The sequence below is a fragment of the Kitasatospora sp. NPDC127035 genome (assembly GCF_042726075.1).
In the GTDB taxonomy this organism is placed as follows: domain Bacteria; phylum Actinomycetota; class Actinomycetes; order Streptomycetales; family Streptomycetaceae; genus Kitasatospora.
Window position 1 is genome coordinate 1 of sequence record NZ_JBHXDN010000051.1, and the last position, 16,607, is coordinate 16,607.

Consider the following 16,607-nt stretch of genomic DNA (forward strand, 5'->3'; position numbering starts at 1 on the left):
CGCCCCCGGGGGGGGCTGCCGCGGGGGGTTACGACCCCCGGCCCCCGCACGACCCGTTTGCCGGGGGGGCCCGGCGCCCCCCGTGGGGGGCCCCCCCGTCCCGGAAGGACCGGTGGAGGATGACCGAGTTCGGCGCCGCCCGCTCCGGTGAGGAGTGCGCCCCGGCCCGGAGCACGGCCGGGGTTGCGGCAGGGACCCGGCGGGGGCCGCGCGGCGCCCGCCGGGTCCGCTCGCGGTGGACGGGAGGGCGAGGGACATGACGCTCTCCCACCCCGCCACCCGAGGTGAGGACGGCGAGCGGGGCCGGTTCGAGCGGCTCGCCGAGAACGCCTCCAACCTGACCGGCTCGCCGGCGTTCTCCGTGTTCTGCGTCGTGCTGGTGGCCGCCTTCTTCGCGGTCCACGCGGCGGGTCTGTCGACGGAGTGGCAGATCCTCGTCGGCGACACGATGGCCGCGGTCACGCTGCTGTTGCTGGCGCTGCTCAAGAACGCCGAGCGGCGCGCCGAGCACGCCGTCCAGCGCAAGCTCGACGCGATCGCCGCCGCCCTCCTCGAACAGCACGAGGGCCACGAGGGGGAGGCCCACCGGCAGCTCCGGAAGGCGATCCGCATGGAGGAACGCCTCTGACGCCCGCTCCGCCGACCACTCCGGACAGCCGACGTCGCCGGACGTCGGTGCCGTCGGTGCCGGTGCCCCCGCAGTCGGGGGCACCGGCATCCGGCGCTCCCGCGCGTCAGCCCCGGGCGGTCAGCGGCGCGTAGGCGTCCGGGCGGCGGGTGGAGTTGAACGGGAAGAGTTCGAGCCAGTCGTGGCGCTGGTCGAGGTCGAGGTCGGCGACCAGGACGGCGGCCTCGTCGCGCGGGGCCTGCGCGAGAACGCGGCCGTAGGGGTCCACGATGAAGGAGCTGCCGTAGAAGGTGAGCTCGCCCTCGACGCCGGTGCGGTTGGGGACGATCATGAACGTGGCGTTGGCGATGGCGTTGCCGGTGATGACCTTCTGCCACAGCGGCTGGGTGTCGAAGCCGGGGTGGCCGGGCTCGGAGCCGATGGCGGTGGGGTAGATGAGGGCGTCGGCGCCGGCGAGGGAGTAGGCGCGGGCGAGCTCGGGGAACCACTGGTCCCAGCAGGTGGGCATGCCCACGGCGGCGCCGCCGACCTCGGCCAGCGGGAACGCGTCGTCGCCGGCGGGGCCCTGGCGGAACCAGGTGTCCTCGTAGTAGCCCTCGGTCACGGGGATGTGGAGCTTGCGGGTGCGCTGCACCAGGGTGCCGTCGGGTGCCACCAGGATCGCGGTGTTGTAGCCGAGGCCGTCGGGGCCCTCCGGGCCGTCGGCCTTCTCGAACAGCGAGGCGTGGACGTGCAGGCCGTGCTCGCGGGCCGCGGCCGCGGCGAAGGCGAAGGTCGGACCGGTCAGCAGGTCCTCGGGCTCGACGGCCTGCGGGTGGTCCGCCTGGCGCAGGACGGCGAAGTACGGGGAGAGCGTCAGCTCCTGGAGCGCGACCAGGCTCGCGCCCTGCTCGGCGGCCAGGCGGATGCCCTCCAGCAGACCGGCGCGGTGCTGTTCCGGGTCCTGGTGCCAGCGCTGCTGGACGACGGCCACCCGCAGGGCGGCGCGCTGCGGGGCGCGGGTGCGGGCCGGGGAGGCCGGCGGGTTCAGGGCGGTGATCAGACGCATGGCGGTTCCCGGGGGTGGCTGGGCCGGCGGCCTCGTCGCCGCCGTGCCGGAACGTTCCGGCACGGGGAAGAGTAGCCATGCCGGAACGTTCCGGCAATACGCGCCGGAGACCGCCCGCCGTGCCCCGGCCGGCGAACGGGATCGAGGGCGGGCCCGAGGTGGGGAGCGCGCCCCGGGGCGGTGTCTAGACTTCCGGGCTGTGACCAGCCAACCTGTGACCCTGTTCGACGTGGCCCGGGCGGCCGGGGTGTCCAAGAGCACGGCCTCCGACGCGCTGCAGGGCTCCGGCAGGGTCGCGGAGGCCACCCGTGAACGCGTCCGGGCGGCGGCCCGCGAGCTCGGCTACCGCCCCAACTCGGCCGCTCGCAGCCTCCGCCGCTCCAGCACCGGGGCGATCGGCCTGCACCTGCCGCGGACGGCGACGCGCCTGGAGTACTACATGAACCTGGCGTTCGGCGCGGTCGAGCGGGCCAGGGAGGACGGACTGGACCTCGTCCTGCTGGCCCCGGGGACGGCGTCCGGCGGCGGACTCGCCGCGCGGGTGGACGGCCTGCTGGTGATCGACCCCGAGGTCGACGACCCGGAGGTCCCGTACCTGTTGGGCTCCGGCGTGCCGGTGGTGACGGGGGAGCGCTACCTGGGCGGCGGCGTGGCCCCCAGCGGCGCGGTGGTGTGCGACAACGCCGCCTCGCTCGCCTCGCTGCTCGATCACCTCGCGGCGCGCGGAGCACGCCGCCCGGCGCTGCTGGCCCCCGGCCCGGGGTCCGACTGGGCCGCCGCGCTGCGGGCCGCCGCCGCCGACTGGACCCGGCAGCAGGGCGTCGAGGTCACGGTGCGGACGGTCCCGTTCGCGGCCACGCCCGCCGAGGCGGAGGCCGCCACCGCGGAGCTGCTCGCCGGCACCCCGGGCCTGGACGCGGTGGTGTGCGCCCCCGACGGCGCGGTGCCCGGCGTGCTGACGGCCGCGGCCCGGGCGGGCCTGCGGGTCGGCGCGGACCTGCTGGTGGCCGCGTGCGTCGACGGCCCCGCGGCGCGGGGGGCGAGCCCGCAGGTGACGGCGGTGGACCTGCGCGCGGCGCAGTACGGACGCGCGTGCGCGGAGCTGCTGAGCGATCTGCTGGCGGGAGCGGCGGTCCCCGGCGTGGTGCGCCGGCACGACTGGGCACTGCGCGTCCGGGCGTCCACCGCCGGCCACGGCTGACCGGCCGCCCCCAGCCGGCACCGACCGGACCTACCGCTCCGTCGTGGTGCCGGGGCGGGCGGGGAGCGGCCGGGGGACCGTGCGCAGCCAGGCGCGGGCGGCCCGGGCCGAGGTGAGGTGGACCAGCGTCAGCCCGGGGTGGGCGGCGAGGCGGTCCAGGGTCCGTCGGCGGTACGCGGAGTGCTGGCTCCAGGCCCGGCGGATCGGGTGCTCCGGGTCGCGCCACTCCCGGAAGTGCTCCCGGTTGCCGTTCCACAGCTCGCGGCGGGTGAGCGCACGGGCGAGCGAGCGGCGCAGGACGCGGTGCATGACGGTGTACCGGGGCAGGTCGAGCCAGACGTAGGTGTCGGCCCGGGTGGTCAGCAGATCCCCGAGCAGCCCGGTGTACTGGTCCTCGGTGACCCAGCGGGCGGTGTGCGCGAACGCCTCGACGTCGGAGCGGAACGCGGGCCGCGGGGTCCAGTTCGGCCCGTGGTGCAGGGCGTCCAGTTCGTACTGCGGCAGGCCGAGCCGCGCGGCCAGCCGCCCCGCCGCCGTCGTCTTGCCCGCACCCGGGATGCCCGCGACCAGTACCCGCTCCACGGCCGTCACCCTAGTCCGTGGAGCGCGGACCCCGTATACTGCCGGGCCCGGCGGCCTGGTCGGCGGAGCGCCCCGAAGGGCAGGATTCGCGTCACGGTGCTGCACCGTGCGAATCGCGTTCGATAGGTTGGGGCCGGCGTGCGCAACCGAGTCCGCGGAGGGGTTCTCTCGATGACCGATCAGACGGTCCACCACCTGTTCTCCTACGGGACGCTCCAGCTCCCCGGGGTCCAGCTCGCCCGGTTCGGCCGGCGCCTCGACGGGCGGCCGGACGCGCTGCCGGGCTTCCGCCTGACCTCCATCGCGATCACGGACCCGGAGGTGATCGCGGCCAGCGGCACCGACCGCCACCCCCTGGTGGTGGCCTCCGCCGAGGGCGGCGACGCGGTGGAGGGCAGCGTCTTCGCCCTCACCGACGCCGAGCTCGCCGCGGCGGACGACTACGAGGTCGACGACTACGCCAGGACCGAGGTCGTCCTGCGGTCCGGCACCAGGGCCTGGGCCTACCTCGACGCCGGCCCCCGGGACCTCACGGCCCCCTGAGCGGGGACCGCACGCCGAGGGTGTCGCCCCGGACGGGGCGCGGACCGGCCGCCGCTGCGCTCACGGCGGCCCGGAGCATGTGTGCGATCCGGTTAACTCCCCGATCCACGGGCCGTGACAAGGCGGTAATGCGGCCTTCCTAGGGTCACGATCGTGGGAGTTTCCCACCGCTTGGTCCTTCGGGAGGGAGTCTCGGTGACGACGCCAGGTTCGAAGGCGGACAGCGTGCGGACGGTCTGCTCGTACTGCGGCGTCGGCTGCGGCATCGTGCTCGACATCGGCCGGGACGCCGTCAGCGGCCGGCGCACCGTCGTGAAGGCGGTCGGGGACCGGAAGCACCCGGCGAACCGCGGGCGGCTCTGCACGAAGGGCGCGACCGGCGCCGAGCTGATGGCCGCCTCCGGGCGGGCCACCAGGGCCCTGGTCCGTGCCGAGCGCGGCGCCGAGCCGGCCGAGGCGGACGTCGACGAGGCGATCACGGCGGTGGCCGGACGCCTGCGGGCGATCCTGGACCGGCACGGCCCCGACGCGCTCGCCTTCTACGTCTCCGGGCAGATGTCCCTGGAGGCGCAGTACCTGGCGAACAAGCTCGCCAAGGGGTTCGTGCGGACCCACCGGATCGAGTCGAACTCCCGGCTCTGCATGGCCTCGGCCGGCACCGGTTACAAGCTGTCGCTCGGCGCGGACGGCCCGCCCGGCTCGTACCAGGACTTCGACCACGCGGACGTGTTCCTCGTCATCGGCTCGAACATGGCCGACTGCCACCCGATCCTGTTCCTGCGGATGATGGACCGGATCAGGTCGGCCGGGGCGAAGCTCGTCGTCGTCGACCCGCGGCGCAACGCCACCGCCGACAAGGCCGACCTGTTCCTGCAGATCCGGCCGGGGACCGACCTCGCCCTGCTGAACGGACTGCTGCACCTGCTGGTGGCGAACGGCCACACCGACGAGGCGTTCATCGCGGAGTTCACCGACGGCTGGGAGGCGATGCCCGCCTTCCTGGCGGACTACCCGCCGGCGAGGGTCGCCGAGATCACCGGGATACCGGAGGCCGACATCCGGCAGGCCGCGCAGTGGATCGGTGCGGCGGGGGAGTGGACGAGCTGCTGGACGATGGGCCTCAACCAGTCCACCCACGGCACCTGGAACACCAACGCCCTGGTCAACCTGCACCTGGCGACCGGTGCGATCTGCCGCCCCGGCAGCGGCCCGTTCTCGCTGACCGGCCAGCCCAACGCGATGGGCGGCCGGGAGATGGGGTACATGGGCCCGGGCCTGCCCGGCCAGCGATCGGTTCTCGTGGACGCCGAGCGGGCCTTCGTCGAGGACCTGTGGGGGATCGGGGCGGGCACCCTGCGCACCGACGTCGGGCGCGGCACGGTCGAGATGTTCGAGCAGATGGCCGCCGGTGACGTCAAGGCGTGCTGGATCATCTGCACCAATCCGGTGGCCTCCGTCGCCAACCGCAGGACCGTCATCGCCGCCCTGGAGGCCGCGGAACTGGTCATCACCCAGGACGTGTTCACGGAGACCGAGACCAACGCGTACGCGGACGTGGTGCTGCCCGCCACGCTGTGGGCCGAGTCCGACGGCGTCATGATCAACTCGGAGCGGAACCTCACCCTCGTCCAGGGCGTCGTCGACCCGCCCGGGCAGGCCCTGCCCGACTGGCAGCTGATCGCCCGGGTGGCCTGCGAGATGGGCTTCGCCGACGCCTTCACCTACGCGAGCGCCGAGGAGGTCTTCGAGGAGCTCAAGCGGGCCTGGAACCCGGCGACCGGCTGGGACCTGCGCGGCGTCGACTACCGGCGGCTGCGCGAGACCCCGGTGCAGTGGCCGGCGCCGTCCCCGGACGGCAGCGACCGCAACCCGATCCGCTACCTCAACGACGGCGTCAGCCAGACCCTGCTGGAGCGGGCGGACGGCACCCGCCCCCGGTTGGCGTTCCCCACCGCCGACGGCCGGGCCCGGTTCTTCGGCCGCCCGCACCTGCCCGCCGCCGAACTCCCCGACGACGACTACCCGTTCGTCCTCAACACCGGCCGCCTCCAGCACCAGTGGCACACCCTCACCAAGACCGGAAGGGTCGGCAAGCTCAACCGGCTGAACCCCGGTCCCTTCGTCGAGCTCCACCCGGAGGACGCCGCCGCGATGGGCGCGGAGGAGGGGGACCACGTCGAGGTCGCCTCCCGGCGGGGCCGCGCCGTCCTGCCCGCCGTCGTCACCGACCGGGTCCGCCCCGGCAACTGCTTCGCGCCGTTCCACTGGAACGACCTCTTCGGCGAGTACCTCGGCATCAACGCCGTCACCAACGACGCCGTCGACCCGGTCTCCTTCCAGCCCGAGTTCAAGGCCTGTGCCGTGGCGCTGCGGGTGGTGCCGGCCCCGGTGCCCGCGGACTCCGTTCCGGGGACGGCGGTGTCGGGGCCCGCCGTCCCGCCGCAGGCCCCGGCCGCCCCGCCGCCGGGTGTCGGCGCCGTCCCGGGCGTCGACGCGGGGCCGGGGGCGGCGGTGGAGGGGGACAGGGCCGGTGCCCTGCCCGCCCTGGCCGCGCTGCTCGGCATCGAGCACCTCGCGCCGCCGGTGCTCACCGAACCGGAGCGCCGCTACCTGTCCGGCTTCCTCGCCGGGGTCGCGCTGGCGCCGCCCGGCGGCGTGCCGGTGCTGCCGGCCGACGCGCCGTTCGCCCCGGAGACGGCGCGGTGGGTGGACGGCCTGCTGGCCGGGGCGTTCTCCCGGACGGCGACTCCCCCCGCGCCCGCCCCCGCCGCCCCGCTCCACGGGCCGGCCGGCGCCGCCCCCGAACCCGTCCGGGCCCGGGAACTGCTCGTCCTGTGGGCCTCGCAGACCGGCACCGCCGAGGAGTTCGCCGCCGGGGCCGCCGCCCGGCTGGCCGAGGCGGGCCGCCCCCCGGCCCTGCTCGCCATGGCCGACACCACGCCCGGACGGCTCACCGCGGGCACCGACCTGCTCATCGTCACCAGCACCTTCGGCGACGGTGACGCACCCGACAACGGCGCCGACTTCTGGCAGGCGCTGGCCGACGGCGGCGCGGCCCGGCTGGACGGCGTGCGGTACTCCGTCCTCGCCTTCGGCGACTCCAGCTACGACGACTTCTGCGGCCACGGGCGGCGCCTCGACGAACGGCTCGCGGAGCTCGGCGCCACCCGCCTGCACCCGCGGACCGACTGCGAGGCGGACGACGACGAGGCCGCCGGGACGTGGCTGGAGCAGGTCGCCGGCGTGCTCGCCGCTCCCCCCGCCGCTCCCCTCGCCGCTCCCCCCGTCGGCCCCCTTCCCGGCTCCGTCGCCGACGCGGGCGGCCGGCCGGCCCCCGCCGGGCCGTCCGCCGCCGGGCCGCCCGTCACGGCGGGCGGCGCACCGGAGCCTCCCGCGCCCGCCGCCGCGACGGCCCCCGCCGTACCGCCCGCAGCCGCGTCCGCCGCCCTGCTCTCCACGGACCGGGCCGCCGCGCCGGCCGCCTCCTCGAAGGCGTCCCCCTTCACCACCCTCCTCATCGGCAACCGGGTGCTGAGCCTGCCCGGGGCGCAGAAGGAGGTGCGGCAGTTCGCGTTCGACACCCACGGCGGCAGGCTCGCCTACGAGGCCGGTGACGCCCTCGGGGTGTGGCCGGCCAACGGGTCCGGGCTGGTCGCGGAGTGGCTCGCGCTGACGGGCCTCGACGCGGAGCGGGGCGTGACCCTGCCCGGGGTCGGCGACCTCCCCCTCGGCGAGGCCCTGCGGACCCGGCTCGACATCACCCGCATCACCCCGGACCTGCTCGGCTTCGTCGCCGAGCGCACCGGCGACCGCGACCTCAAGCGGCTGCTGCGGCCGGACAACAAGGGCGAGCTGGCGCGGTGGAGCTGGGGCCGGCAGGCCGCCGACGTGGTCGCGGCCTTCCCGGTCCGGGCGAGCGCCGCCGAGTGGGCCGGCGTGCTCCGGCGGCTCCAGCCCCGGCTGTACTCCGTCTCCTCCAGCCCGCTGGCGCACCCCGGCGAGGTGCGCCTCACGGTGTCCGTGGTCCGCTACACCAACGACCTCGGCCGCGACCGCAACGGCGTCTGCTCGACCTACCTCGCCGACTGCGCCGACGACGGCCCGGTGCAGGTGTTCGTCCAGCGCTCCCCGCACTTCCGCCCGCCGGTCTCCTCCACGACGCCGATGATCATGGTGGGTCCCGGCACCGGCGTCGCGCCGTTCGTCGGATTCCTGGAGGATCGGCGGGCCCGTGGCCACACCGGCGCGAACTGGCTGTTCTTCGGCGAGCAGCGCGAAGCCACCGACTTCTACTACCGGGAGGAGCTGGAGGCGTTCCGCGCCTCCGGTCACCTGGACCGCCTCGACGTCGCCTTCTCGCGCGACCAGCGCAACAAGGTCTACGTCCAGGACCGGATGCGCGAGCACGGGCCGCGCCTGTGGCGGTGGCTCCAGGACGGTGCCCACGTCTACGTCTGCGGCGACGCCGGCCGGATGGCCAAGGACGTCGACCGGGCGTTGCGGGAGATCGTCGCCGCCCACGGCGGGATGGACGAGGAGTCGGCCGCCGGGTACGTCCGGCAGCTGGCGGGCGACAAGCGCTACGTCCGGGACGTCTACTGATCCCCGCTCGGCCGGTAGGGGCTGTGCATGGTGAGGAAGCGGATGTCGAGGTCGGTCTCCAGGTAGTCCATCCGCCGCTCCCAGAAGGCCCGCATGTGGGGCAGGGCGAGGTGGGCGTCGAGGTCGGCCTCGGAGCGCCAGGCCTCGTAGAAGACGAAGACGCCGGGCTCCTGGCGGTCCTCGTGGAAGTGGTACTCCAGGCAGCCGGACTCCTGCCGGGTGGGTTCGACGAACGAGAGCAGGAGCTCCTTCAGCTCCTCGGCGCGTTCGGGCCTGGGGCGGGCGGTGCCGACGAGCGTGAACGGCTGGGACATGCGGGGTTCCCCCTCCGGGAGGTCCTGGGACAGGCATAGGTACAGGAAATCTCGTACCTGGGCGACGCTAGCCGACCCGCAGGTACGATGCAATCCATACCTGGAGGGAGGTGTCCCGGATGCCCGACGACGAAGGCCACCCGAGCGTCGAGGAGATCGAGCTCGGCCCCGTGCTCTCCGCACTGGCGGATCCGCTGCGCCGCCGCGTGGTGCGCGAGCTGGCCACCGGACCCGACGGCGCCGCGCGGACGTGCAGCTCGTTCGCGCTGCCGGTCTCGAAGGCGACCGTCACGTACCACTTCCGCGCCCTGCGCGAGGCCGGGCTGATCCGGCAGGTCGACCGGGGCAACAGCCGGATGGCCTGCCTGCGCCGGGCCGACATCGAGCAGCGCTTCCCCGGGCTGCTGGGCATCGTGGCGGCCGAGCCGGAGGGGTGAGCGCGGGCGCGGGGAAGTCCCGTCCGGGCCGGCGCGCGTGACGTACGCTCACGCCGGGCCCGCGCCCGGGGCTCACACGAGGCGCGGCCGGGTCAGCGGGACGCCGTGGCGCGCCGGCGGGGGCGGACCATGACCCGTCGCAGGTCGCAGAGTTCGACGTCGAAGTTCTTCGCGGTGGTGCGCAGCCGGGAGAGCATCGCGTCCGGGCCGGTGATCCAGAGCCGGTCGACGCCCAGTTCGCGCAGCGACCGCGCGGTGTCCACCCAGCGGATCGGGCTGACGAACCCGTCGAGCAGCGCGGTCCGCAGCTCCGCGGGCCCGGTCAGGACGGCCCCGTCGTAGTAGGAGACGATCGGGATCCTGGGCGCCGCCAGGGTGTACCGCGCGTACACCTCCTCCATCCGGGCCCGGACCCCGGTGAACAGGGACGTGTGGGCGGGCGGGCGCATCGTGTAGAGCGAGTAGCCGCCGGCTTCGCTGATCGCCGACTTGAAGGCGGCCAGTTCCGCCTCGCGCAGCGACACCATGTGGAAGTCGGTGTCCATCCGGCCGGAGACGTCGTGCCACTCCAGGCCGCCCAGCAGCGGGTCGAGCCGCTCCTCGGGCACCCGGACGAACGAGTGGGTGACGATGTCGCGGTGCTCGGTGGCGAAGTACTCGCGCTCGACCCGGGCGATCTCGTCGACCAGCCGGACGGTGTCGGCGAACGGCAGCGCGCCCGTGTAGGCCAGGGCGGTCCGCTCCCCGAAGCTCGGGCCGGCGCAGTACTCGGGTGCGGCGCCGAGCCGCTGCTCCGCCCACTCCGCCAGGGCCAGGCACGCGACGAGCACCGCCACCTGGACCGGTTCGGCATAGTCGTCGTCGGCCGGTGCGTCGGCCAGCGCGTCGGCGAGGCGGTAGCCGAGCGCCTCGTCGGCCTCGGCGAGTCGCCGGCGCGCGAGCGGATGGATCATCAGGAACGTGCCGAGCTCCTCGCGGCGGACCGGGGAGAGGGCCGGGAAGACGATCGCGGCGGTCATCGGGAGGCCTCCGTGGGTGCCCCGCCCCGCGGGGCGGAGCGGGAGCGGTCGACTGCGGTGCGGGGGAGGGGGAACCGGTCCGACGCCCGCGCGGCGCCGCCGGAGGGAGCACCGCCGAGCGGCGCGCCGCCGGTCGGTGCCGCGCCCTCCGGGGCGGCGTGCGGGCCGCGGCTCACGAGTGGACCGGCTTCTGGGCGGCGGGCGGGGCGGCCAGCCTCTCCAGCGCCTTCCGGTCGGGCTTCCCGTTGCGGTTGAGCGGCAGCCGGTCCAGGACGACGACCCGGTTGGGCTGCTCGTAGGCCGGCAGGACCGCGCAGATCCGCTCCCGCCAGTGCGCGGCGTCCGCGCCGGTCTCGTCCTCGACGAAGAACACCAGGGAGCTGCCGCGCCGTTCGTCCGGGACCGCGATCACCTTGGCCGAGCAGCCCGCCTCGGCGATCCGCGCCTCGATCCGCTCGGGGTAGAGCGTGTAGCCCATCCGGTGCACGGCCAGCTTGCGGCCGAGGACGGAGAGGTTGCCGTGCTCGTCCAGGCGCCCGAAGTCGCCGGTGCGCCGCCAGCCGCGGGCGACCGGGGCGAGGTCGCCGTCCGGGCCGAGGTAGCCCTCCATGAGCTCCGGCGAGTCGACCTCGATCTCGCCCGCCTCGAACGGGCCGAGCACCGCGCCCGCGTCGTCGACGATCCGCACGCCCATGCCGACGACGGGCCGGCCGGTGGCCACGGGGTTGTCCGCGGTCGCGAAGGCGACGTTGCCCAGCTCGGTGCTGCCGTAGCTGTCCAGCAGGGGCTTGCCGCACAGGTCGACGTACCGGCCGACCAGGGTGGGGTCCAGCGGGGCCGCGCCGCTGCAGAACAGCCGCACGCCGCGCAGGTCGGCCGTCGGGTCGGGGCGCCGGCTGACGATGTTCCAGATGCTGCGGTAGGTGGCCGGCGTCGCGTCGAGCACGGTGGCGCCGGTCCGGCCGGCCATGGCGACCGCCTGGTCGACCCGGCGGTACGGGGCGACCACCAGGGAGCAGCGGACCAGCCAGGCGATGAACACCATGGAGAGCCCGTACTGGTGGGAGAACGGCAGCAGCGGCAGCAGGACGTCGTCCGGGCGGTGGCCGATCTGGGCGGCGTTGCGCTCCAGGTTCCGCAGGAACCGCGCGCCGGTCTTCACCACGCCCTTCGGGACGCCGGTCGACCCGGAGGACCACATGATCAGCCCGTCCGGCAGCCCGCGCCAGAGGTCGAGGTCGAGCGGGCCGTCCAGCTCGGCGGGCGGCCGGGACCCGGCGGCGGCCAGCAGGTCCTGGACGAGGACGGTCCGGTCCCCGGCGGGCGGCAGCGCGCTGCCGTCCACGACGGTCAGCGAGGCCCGGGTCAGCCGGTGGATGCGGGTGGTCTCCTCGGCGGTGTCCTGGTGGTCGAGGAGCACGATCGAGGCGCCGGCGTGGGCGAGGCCGAGCAGCACGGTGATCCAGGCGGCCGAGTTGTCCGCCTTGAACAGCACGCGGGTTCCCGGCCGGACGCCGAGGTCGGCCAGGACCGCGGCGACGCCGACGGCCGATCGCTCCACGTCGGTCAGGGACTGGGCGGAGTCGGGTGCGAACACAGTGGCGGTCATCGGCGGATGCCGTCCTTCCGCGGGTGTCGGATGCAGGCGGGGTCAGATCAGCGGGAACTTCAGCTGGCCCGACGCGATCGGATTGACGTAGTCGGCGCTGGTCATCCCGGCCTTCTTCATCGCCAGGCCGGTCAGGCCCTCGAAGATGGCCCGGCGGGCGTTCATGGTGGTGGAGTAGCCGGGGTCGAGGTGCGGCGCGATCTCGACGACGTCCATCCCGATGACGTTGGTCTCCGCGCACAGCCGCCGGAAGGCCGGGAACAGCTCACGCGGGGTCAGTCCACCGGGCTCCGGCGTGCCGGTGCCGGGCGCGTAGGCGGGGTCGAGGACGTCGATGTCGAGCGACAGGTAGATGAACTCCGGGCCGTCGTGCACCTCTTCGATGACCTTGTCGAGCACCGCGTTGAAGCCCAGCCGCTCGATCTCGACCATGAAGTGGGTTCGCATGCCGTTGCGGCGCATCCAGTTGAACAGCGCGTCGTCCGGGCCGGTCGGCGTGCGCAGGCCGATCTGCACGAAGTTCTTGCCGGGGATCCGCTTCTCGTCGATCAGGCGCCGGAGCGGGGTGCCGTGGGTGACGCGGTGGCCGAAGATGTGCTCGTGGCAGTCGGGGTGGGCGTCGAAGTGCACCACGCCGATCTTGTCCGGTCCGTACAGGTCGGCGAGCGCGCCGACGCTGGCGATCATGAGCGAGTGGTCGCCGCCCAGGATGACCGGCACGGCCCCGACGTCCGCGACCTCGCGGACCGTCGCGGCGATCGACGGCAGCGACTTCTCGACACTGAAGATGTCGATCGCCGCGTCCCCGTAGTCGACCACCTTGAGGAGGTTGAACGGGCTCACCCGGGTGCTGGCGTTGACCAGGAGCTCGGGGGTGTTGAAGAGGTAGCGCTCGTCGGAGCGCAGTGCGCGCGGGCCGTAGGCGGCGCCGCGGTGGCCGGACGAGGAGTCCAGCGGGACGCCGAACACGGCGACGTCGACGCCGCCGGCGCGCAGGTCCTCCTGGTCGAGGCAGACCGGGACCCCCATGAAGGTGGGGATGCCGGTGTAGGCCGGCTGGAGGAAGTTGCGCCGGAGGTCGATCGGGCCGGGTGCGCGGGAGGGAGCCTGCGACCGGTCGATCGGAATGCGCCAGGAGTCTTCGGCATCGTTTTCCGTCACGCTGATTCCTTACCGTGGCCTGACCGTCAATTGGCTTTACGGCGATATCGTCAACACGCTCGCGGCGGCTTCCCAACGCCGACGGAAGGCTATTGAGCGGTGTTTAGCGGGCCAACCCCAGCGGATCCCCTATCGGGCGGAGGGTGGCAGGGGGTCGATTCGCCCGCAAGGCCCGAAGGGGCAGGATATGCCCCGATTTGCACCGGAGGCGCGGCCGCGGGGATCAGGGGCCCCGCGGAGCGGTGGTCCGCGGTTCGTCCAGGGAGCGTCGGAGGTGGTGGCGCGCCTGCGGAGGCGGCGCGACCGACCCCGTGAGCACCGCAACTCCCGTGCGGGGCAGGCCCAAACATCTGATGCCCTTTCGGGCACATGATTTTTTGTTCACATCGCGTACTCCATCGATTCAATGGGGGATCACCTTCCGAGGGGCATACTGAGGCCGTCGCACGAAGAGATCAAATGCATTTTTTACGGTGATAGCGGCGAAACATATCGATGCCACGTTCATTCGGCCGAATGTCGCGCCGTCTTTCTCGGGTGCGGCGGAGAGCCGCGGGCATCGGCGGATCGCCGGACCAATGGATGTGCCCTCGGGGAGGACCACGCAGGTGTTTGTCGAACGTCAGGAGCAGCTCGCCGGTTTCACGGCCGCGCTGGAGGATTGCCGAGCCGGAAACGGCCGGCTGCTGTCAGTCGTCGGCCCCATGGCCAGCGGGAAGACCACGCTGCTGCGCGCGTTCACGGAGCACGCCGAAGCGGCGGGGTTCCACGTCCTGTGGGCCACCGGCTCCCGGACCGAGCGGGAGCTGCCGCTGAGCCTGGTCAACCAGTTCTGCCACGGCTTCCCGTCCCCGACCGACCACACCGACCGGGCCGGACTGATCCGCGAGGTGCACAACGCGTCCGCGGCGCTGCTGGCCAACAGCGAGCGGGCGCCGCTGGTCGTCGCCGTGGACGACCTGCACCACGTCGATCCCCTCTCCCTGCACTGCCTGCTCTACCTGGTCCGGCGCATCCGCAACGCGCGGGTCCTCGTGGTGGTCAGCGGCCGCGACCTGACGGAGCCGACCGATCCGCAGCTGTACGCCGAGCTGATGGTGCTGGCGGCCGACAACCACATCGAGATCCCGCCGCTCTCCCGGCACGGCGTCGGCGAACTGCTCGCCGAGGCCTTCGGGACCCACCCGGCCGACCCGCTCGTCGACGCCTGTACCCGGGCGTCCGGGGGGAACCCGCTGCTGGCCCGGACGCTGATCGCGGACCTCCGCAGCGCCGGCGGGCCCGGCCTGGACCGGGACGGGCAGGTCGTCCCCGGCCGCGCCTACACCGCCGCGGCCCGCAGGTACGTCGAACGCTGCGAACCGGCGACGCGGCGCGTCCTCGCCGCCGCCGCCCTGCTGGACGGCCGCCCGCCGGCCGGCCTGCTCACCCTCGCCCGACTGGCCGAGGTCGACACCGCGGCGGCCCGGCGGGAACTGTCCGGCCTGGAGAACGCGGGCCTGATCAGCGACGGCCGGCTCCCGCACCCGCAGGCCCGCCAGGCGGTGCTCGACCAGCTGCCGCCCGAAGCCCTGACCGACCTCCACCTGAGGGCGGCCAGGATCCAGTACGAGGGAGGGGCGGCGCCGCTCCCGGTCGCCCGCCACCTGCTGGCGGCCGGCCGGACACCGGCCTGGGCCGGCCCCGTCCTCGGCGCCGCCGCGGAGGAACTGCTCGGCAGCGGCGACGCGGACCTCGCCACCGCCCTGCTGCGGCTCGCGCACGACGGCGCGACCGACGAGGCGGAGCGCGTCGCGTTCAAGGTCGCGCTGCTCCGGGCGGAGTGGTGTACCGACCCGGCCTCCGCCGGGCACCGACTGGGACAGCTCACCGACGCCGTCCGGACCGGCCGGGTCGACGTCGCCGCACGCGTCACCACCGCGTACTGCCTGCTCTGGCTGGGGCGCACGGCCGAGACGGTCGAGGTGCTCGACGGCCTCGCCACGCTGGAGGCCGACACGGAGGAGCGCGCCAGGATCCGGCTCCTCACCGCATGGACCCGGTTCACCCACCCCGGCCTGCTCCGCGACGACCCGGCCGAACCCTGGGCACCGCAGCGCGCCGCCGAGACCGTGGTCAACACCAAGGAGGCGCTGGCCCAGGCCCTGGAGACCGTCCTGGTCAAGGGCCCGAACAGCGCGGCGGTGATCACGGCCGAACAGGCACTGCCCCGCTCGTCGGCCCGCGGCGACGCCCTGACCATGCACGTCGCGGCGCTCACCATCCTCATCTACGCCGACCAGCTCGAAACCGCGACCCAGTGGACCGACCGCCTGCTGACCCAGGCCCGCGAACGCGGCGTGTCGTCCATGGAGGGCATCCTGACGGCGATCCGCGCCGACATCGCGTACCGCTCCGGCCGGCTCGCCGACGCGCAGCGCCACGCCGAGGCCGCGCTCGCCACCATGTGCCGCGAGAGCTGGTCGACCGCGGTCGGCGGCCCGCTGGGCACCCTGCTGCTGGCGCTCACCGCACGCGGCCGGCTCGCCGAAGCCGCCCGCTACCTCGACGAGCCGGTCCCGGACGCGATGTTCGAGACCGTCTGGGGCCTGCACTACCTGCGGGCACGCGGCACCTACTACCTGGCGGCCGGTCAGCCGGAGGCCGCCCTGGACGACTTCACCACCTGCGGGGACCTGATGGCCCGCTGGAACCTCGACCTGCCGGCGCTCGCGCCCTGGCGCATCCACGCGGCCCGCGCGCACCTGGCCCTCGGCCGGCCGCAGCAGGCCCGCATGCTGGCCGAGAGCCAGCTGACCCAGCTGGGCCAGGAACCGAGCCGGACCAAGGCGGCCGCCCTGCGCGTGCTGGCCGCGGTCTCCCCGCTCGCCCAGCGCCCCACGCTGCTGCGCGAGGCCGCCGAGATGCTCCGCGGCTGCGGCGACCTGCTGGAGCTGGCCCACACGCTGGCCGACCTCAGCCAGGCCCAGCGCTCGCTCGGCGACTTCCACCGCGCCCGGATGACCGTCCGGCGGGCCTACGGCCTGGCCGGCGACTGCCAGGCCGACGGCCTGCGCCAGCGGCTGCTCCCCGACGTCGACGACGCGGCGCCGGAGGAGGCCGAGGAGTCCTACACGGAGGCCCTCAACTCGCTCAGCGACGCGGAGCGGAGGGTCGCCGTCCTGGCGGCCCAGGGCAACACCAACCGGCAGATCGCCAACCGGCTGCTGGTCACCCTGAGCACCGTCGAGCAGCACCTGACCAAGGTCTACCGCAAGCTCAGCGTGACCCGGCGGGCCGACCTCCTGGCGAAACTCGGGCCGAGGGTCAGCAACGTCGCGTGAGCTCCGCCGGCCGGCGGGCGGCCCGGTGGGCGGCCCGCCCGCCCGCCGGCTCACGGACTCGGCGAGGTGCCCGGCGGAGCACCCGCGTCGGGGTGCTCCGCCGGGCACCCACGAGGGGTCGACCGGCCGACGGGTGTCCA

Annotated in this window: 12 protein-coding genes; 6 read left to right on the forward strand and 6 right to left on the reverse strand. The window is 74.5% G+C overall.

Translation table 11 applies throughout. The annotated features are described in order from the left end of the window. The first annotated feature begins 256 nt into the window (after positions 1 to 256). Positions 257 to 628: a low affinity iron permease family protein gene (locus ACFWIC_RS28795; RefSeq protein ID WP_329881439.1), complete on the forward strand. Its 372-nt coding sequence runs from the start codon at positions 257 to 259 to the stop codon at positions 626 to 628. 106 nt (positions 629 to 734) lie between these two features. Here ACFWIC_RS28795 and ACFWIC_RS28800 read toward each other — a convergent pair whose 3' ends face one another. After that, entirely contained in the window at positions 735 to 1,676 is a 942-nt protein-coding gene (locus tag ACFWIC_RS28800; RefSeq protein ID WP_329881438.1) for a nitrilase-related carbon-nitrogen hydrolase, read from the reverse strand. 199 nt (positions 1,677 to 1,875) lie between these two features. Between ACFWIC_RS28800 and ACFWIC_RS28805 the strand changes: the two genes are divergently transcribed. Continuing rightward, positions 1,876 to 2,877 carry a LacI family DNA-binding transcriptional regulator gene (locus ACFWIC_RS28805; protein ID WP_329881437.1) on the forward strand — a complete coding sequence of 334 codons (1,002 nt, stop codon included), beginning with the start codon at positions 1,876 to 1,878 and terminating at the stop codon, positions 2,875 to 2,877. Between the two features lie 30 nt (positions 2,878 to 2,907). Here ACFWIC_RS28805 and ACFWIC_RS28810 read toward each other — a convergent pair whose 3' ends face one another. Further along, positions 2,908 to 3,459, reverse strand: a complete 552-nt coding sequence (locus ACFWIC_RS28810) for an adenylate kinase (protein ID WP_380520360.1) — start codon at positions 3,457 to 3,459, stop codon at positions 2,908 to 2,910. A 171-nt stretch (positions 3,460 to 3,630) separates the two neighbouring features. Here ACFWIC_RS28810 and ACFWIC_RS28815 point away from each other — a divergent pair, with 171 nt between their 5' ends. Next, the gene (locus ACFWIC_RS28815; protein WP_329948487.1) at positions 3,631 to 4,002 is read left to right on the forward strand and encodes a gamma-glutamylcyclotransferase family protein; all 372 of its coding nucleotides are present in this window, start codon (positions 3,631 to 3,633) and stop codon (positions 4,000 to 4,002) included. A gap of 195 nt (positions 4,003 to 4,197) precedes the next feature. After that, the gene (locus ACFWIC_RS28820; protein WP_380520361.1) at positions 4,198 to 8,604 is read left to right on the forward strand and encodes a molybdopterin-dependent oxidoreductase; all 4,407 of its coding nucleotides are present in this window, start codon (positions 4,198 to 4,200) and stop codon (positions 8,602 to 8,604) included. On the opposite strand, the gene ACFWIC_RS28825 is transcribed toward ACFWIC_RS28820, so the two are convergent. Further along, positions 8,598 to 8,918 carry a putative quinol monooxygenase gene (locus ACFWIC_RS28825; protein ID WP_329881433.1) on the reverse strand — a complete coding sequence of 107 codons (321 nt, stop codon included), beginning with the start codon at positions 8,916 to 8,918 and terminating at the stop codon, positions 8,598 to 8,600. The genes ACFWIC_RS28820 and ACFWIC_RS28825 overlap by 7 nt on opposite strands. Positions 8,919 to 9,037: 119 nt before the next feature. Between ACFWIC_RS28825 and ACFWIC_RS28830 the strand changes: the two genes are divergently transcribed. Further along, a complete protein-coding gene (locus ACFWIC_RS28830; protein ID WP_329881432.1) occupies positions 9,038 to 9,355 on the forward strand; it encodes a helix-turn-helix domain-containing protein in 318 nt (105 codons plus the stop codon). A gap of 92 nt (positions 9,356 to 9,447) precedes the next feature. Here the strand turns inward: ACFWIC_RS28830 and ACFWIC_RS28835 are convergent, their stop codons facing one another. The 3 genes from ACFWIC_RS28835 to ACFWIC_RS28845 all read right to left on the reverse strand — a co-directional run bounded on the left by ACFWIC_RS28835 (position 9,448) and on the right by ACFWIC_RS28845 (position 13,144). Further along, positions 9,448 to 10,374, reverse strand: coding sequence for an ACP S-malonyltransferase (locus tag ACFWIC_RS28835; RefSeq protein ID WP_329881431.1), 927 nt, complete (start codon positions 10,372 to 10,374; stop codon positions 9,448 to 9,450). Positions 10,375 to 10,546: 172 nt separating this feature from the next. Beyond that, a complete protein-coding gene (locus ACFWIC_RS28840; RefSeq protein WP_380520362.1) occupies positions 10,547 to 11,983 on the reverse strand; it encodes a class I adenylate-forming enzyme family protein in 1,437 nt (478 codons plus the stop codon). A gap of 42 nt (positions 11,984 to 12,025) precedes the next feature. Then, entirely contained in the window at positions 12,026 to 13,144 is a 1,119-nt protein-coding gene (locus tag ACFWIC_RS28845) for an agmatinase family protein (RefSeq protein WP_329881429.1), read from the reverse strand. A 608-nt stretch (positions 13,145 to 13,752) separates the two neighbouring features. On the opposite strand from ACFWIC_RS28845, the gene ACFWIC_RS28850 reads away from it, so the two are divergent. Beyond that, complete coding sequence (locus tag ACFWIC_RS28850; RefSeq protein WP_329948484.1) at positions 13,753 to 16,467, forward strand: AAA family ATPase; 2,715 nt, start codon at positions 13,753 to 13,755, stop codon at positions 16,465 to 16,467. The last annotated feature ends 140 nt before the right edge of the window (positions 16,468 to 16,607 follow it).

Bases quoted from the DNA above. Each gene is read 5' to 3' on its own strand.
- ACFWIC_RS28795 (WP_329881439.1), top strand. From the start codon at position 257: ATGACGCTCTCCCACCCCGCCACCCGAGGTGAGGACGGCGAGCGGGGC.
- ACFWIC_RS28825 (WP_329881433.1), bottom strand. From the start codon at position 8,918: ATGTCCCAGCCGTTCACGCTCGTCGGCACCGCCCGCCCCAGGCCCGAA.
- ACFWIC_RS28840 (WP_380520362.1), bottom strand. From the start codon at position 11,983: ATGACCGCCACTGTGTTCGCACCCGACTCCGCCCAGTCCCTGACCGAC.
- ACFWIC_RS28835 (WP_329881431.1), bottom strand. From the start codon at position 10,374: ATGACCGCCGCGATCGTCTTCCCGGCCCTCTCCCCGGTCCGCCGCGAG.
- ACFWIC_RS28800 (WP_329881438.1), bottom strand. From the start codon at position 1,676: ATGCGTCTGATCACCGCCCTGAACCCGCCGGCCTCCCCGGCCCGCACC.
- ACFWIC_RS28830 (WP_329881432.1), top strand. From the start codon at position 9,038: ATGCCCGACGACGAAGGCCACCCGAGCGTCGAGGAGATCGAGCTCGGC.
- ACFWIC_RS28815 (WP_329948487.1), top strand. From the start codon at position 3,631: ATGACCGATCAGACGGTCCACCACCTGTTCTCCTACGGGACGCTCCAG.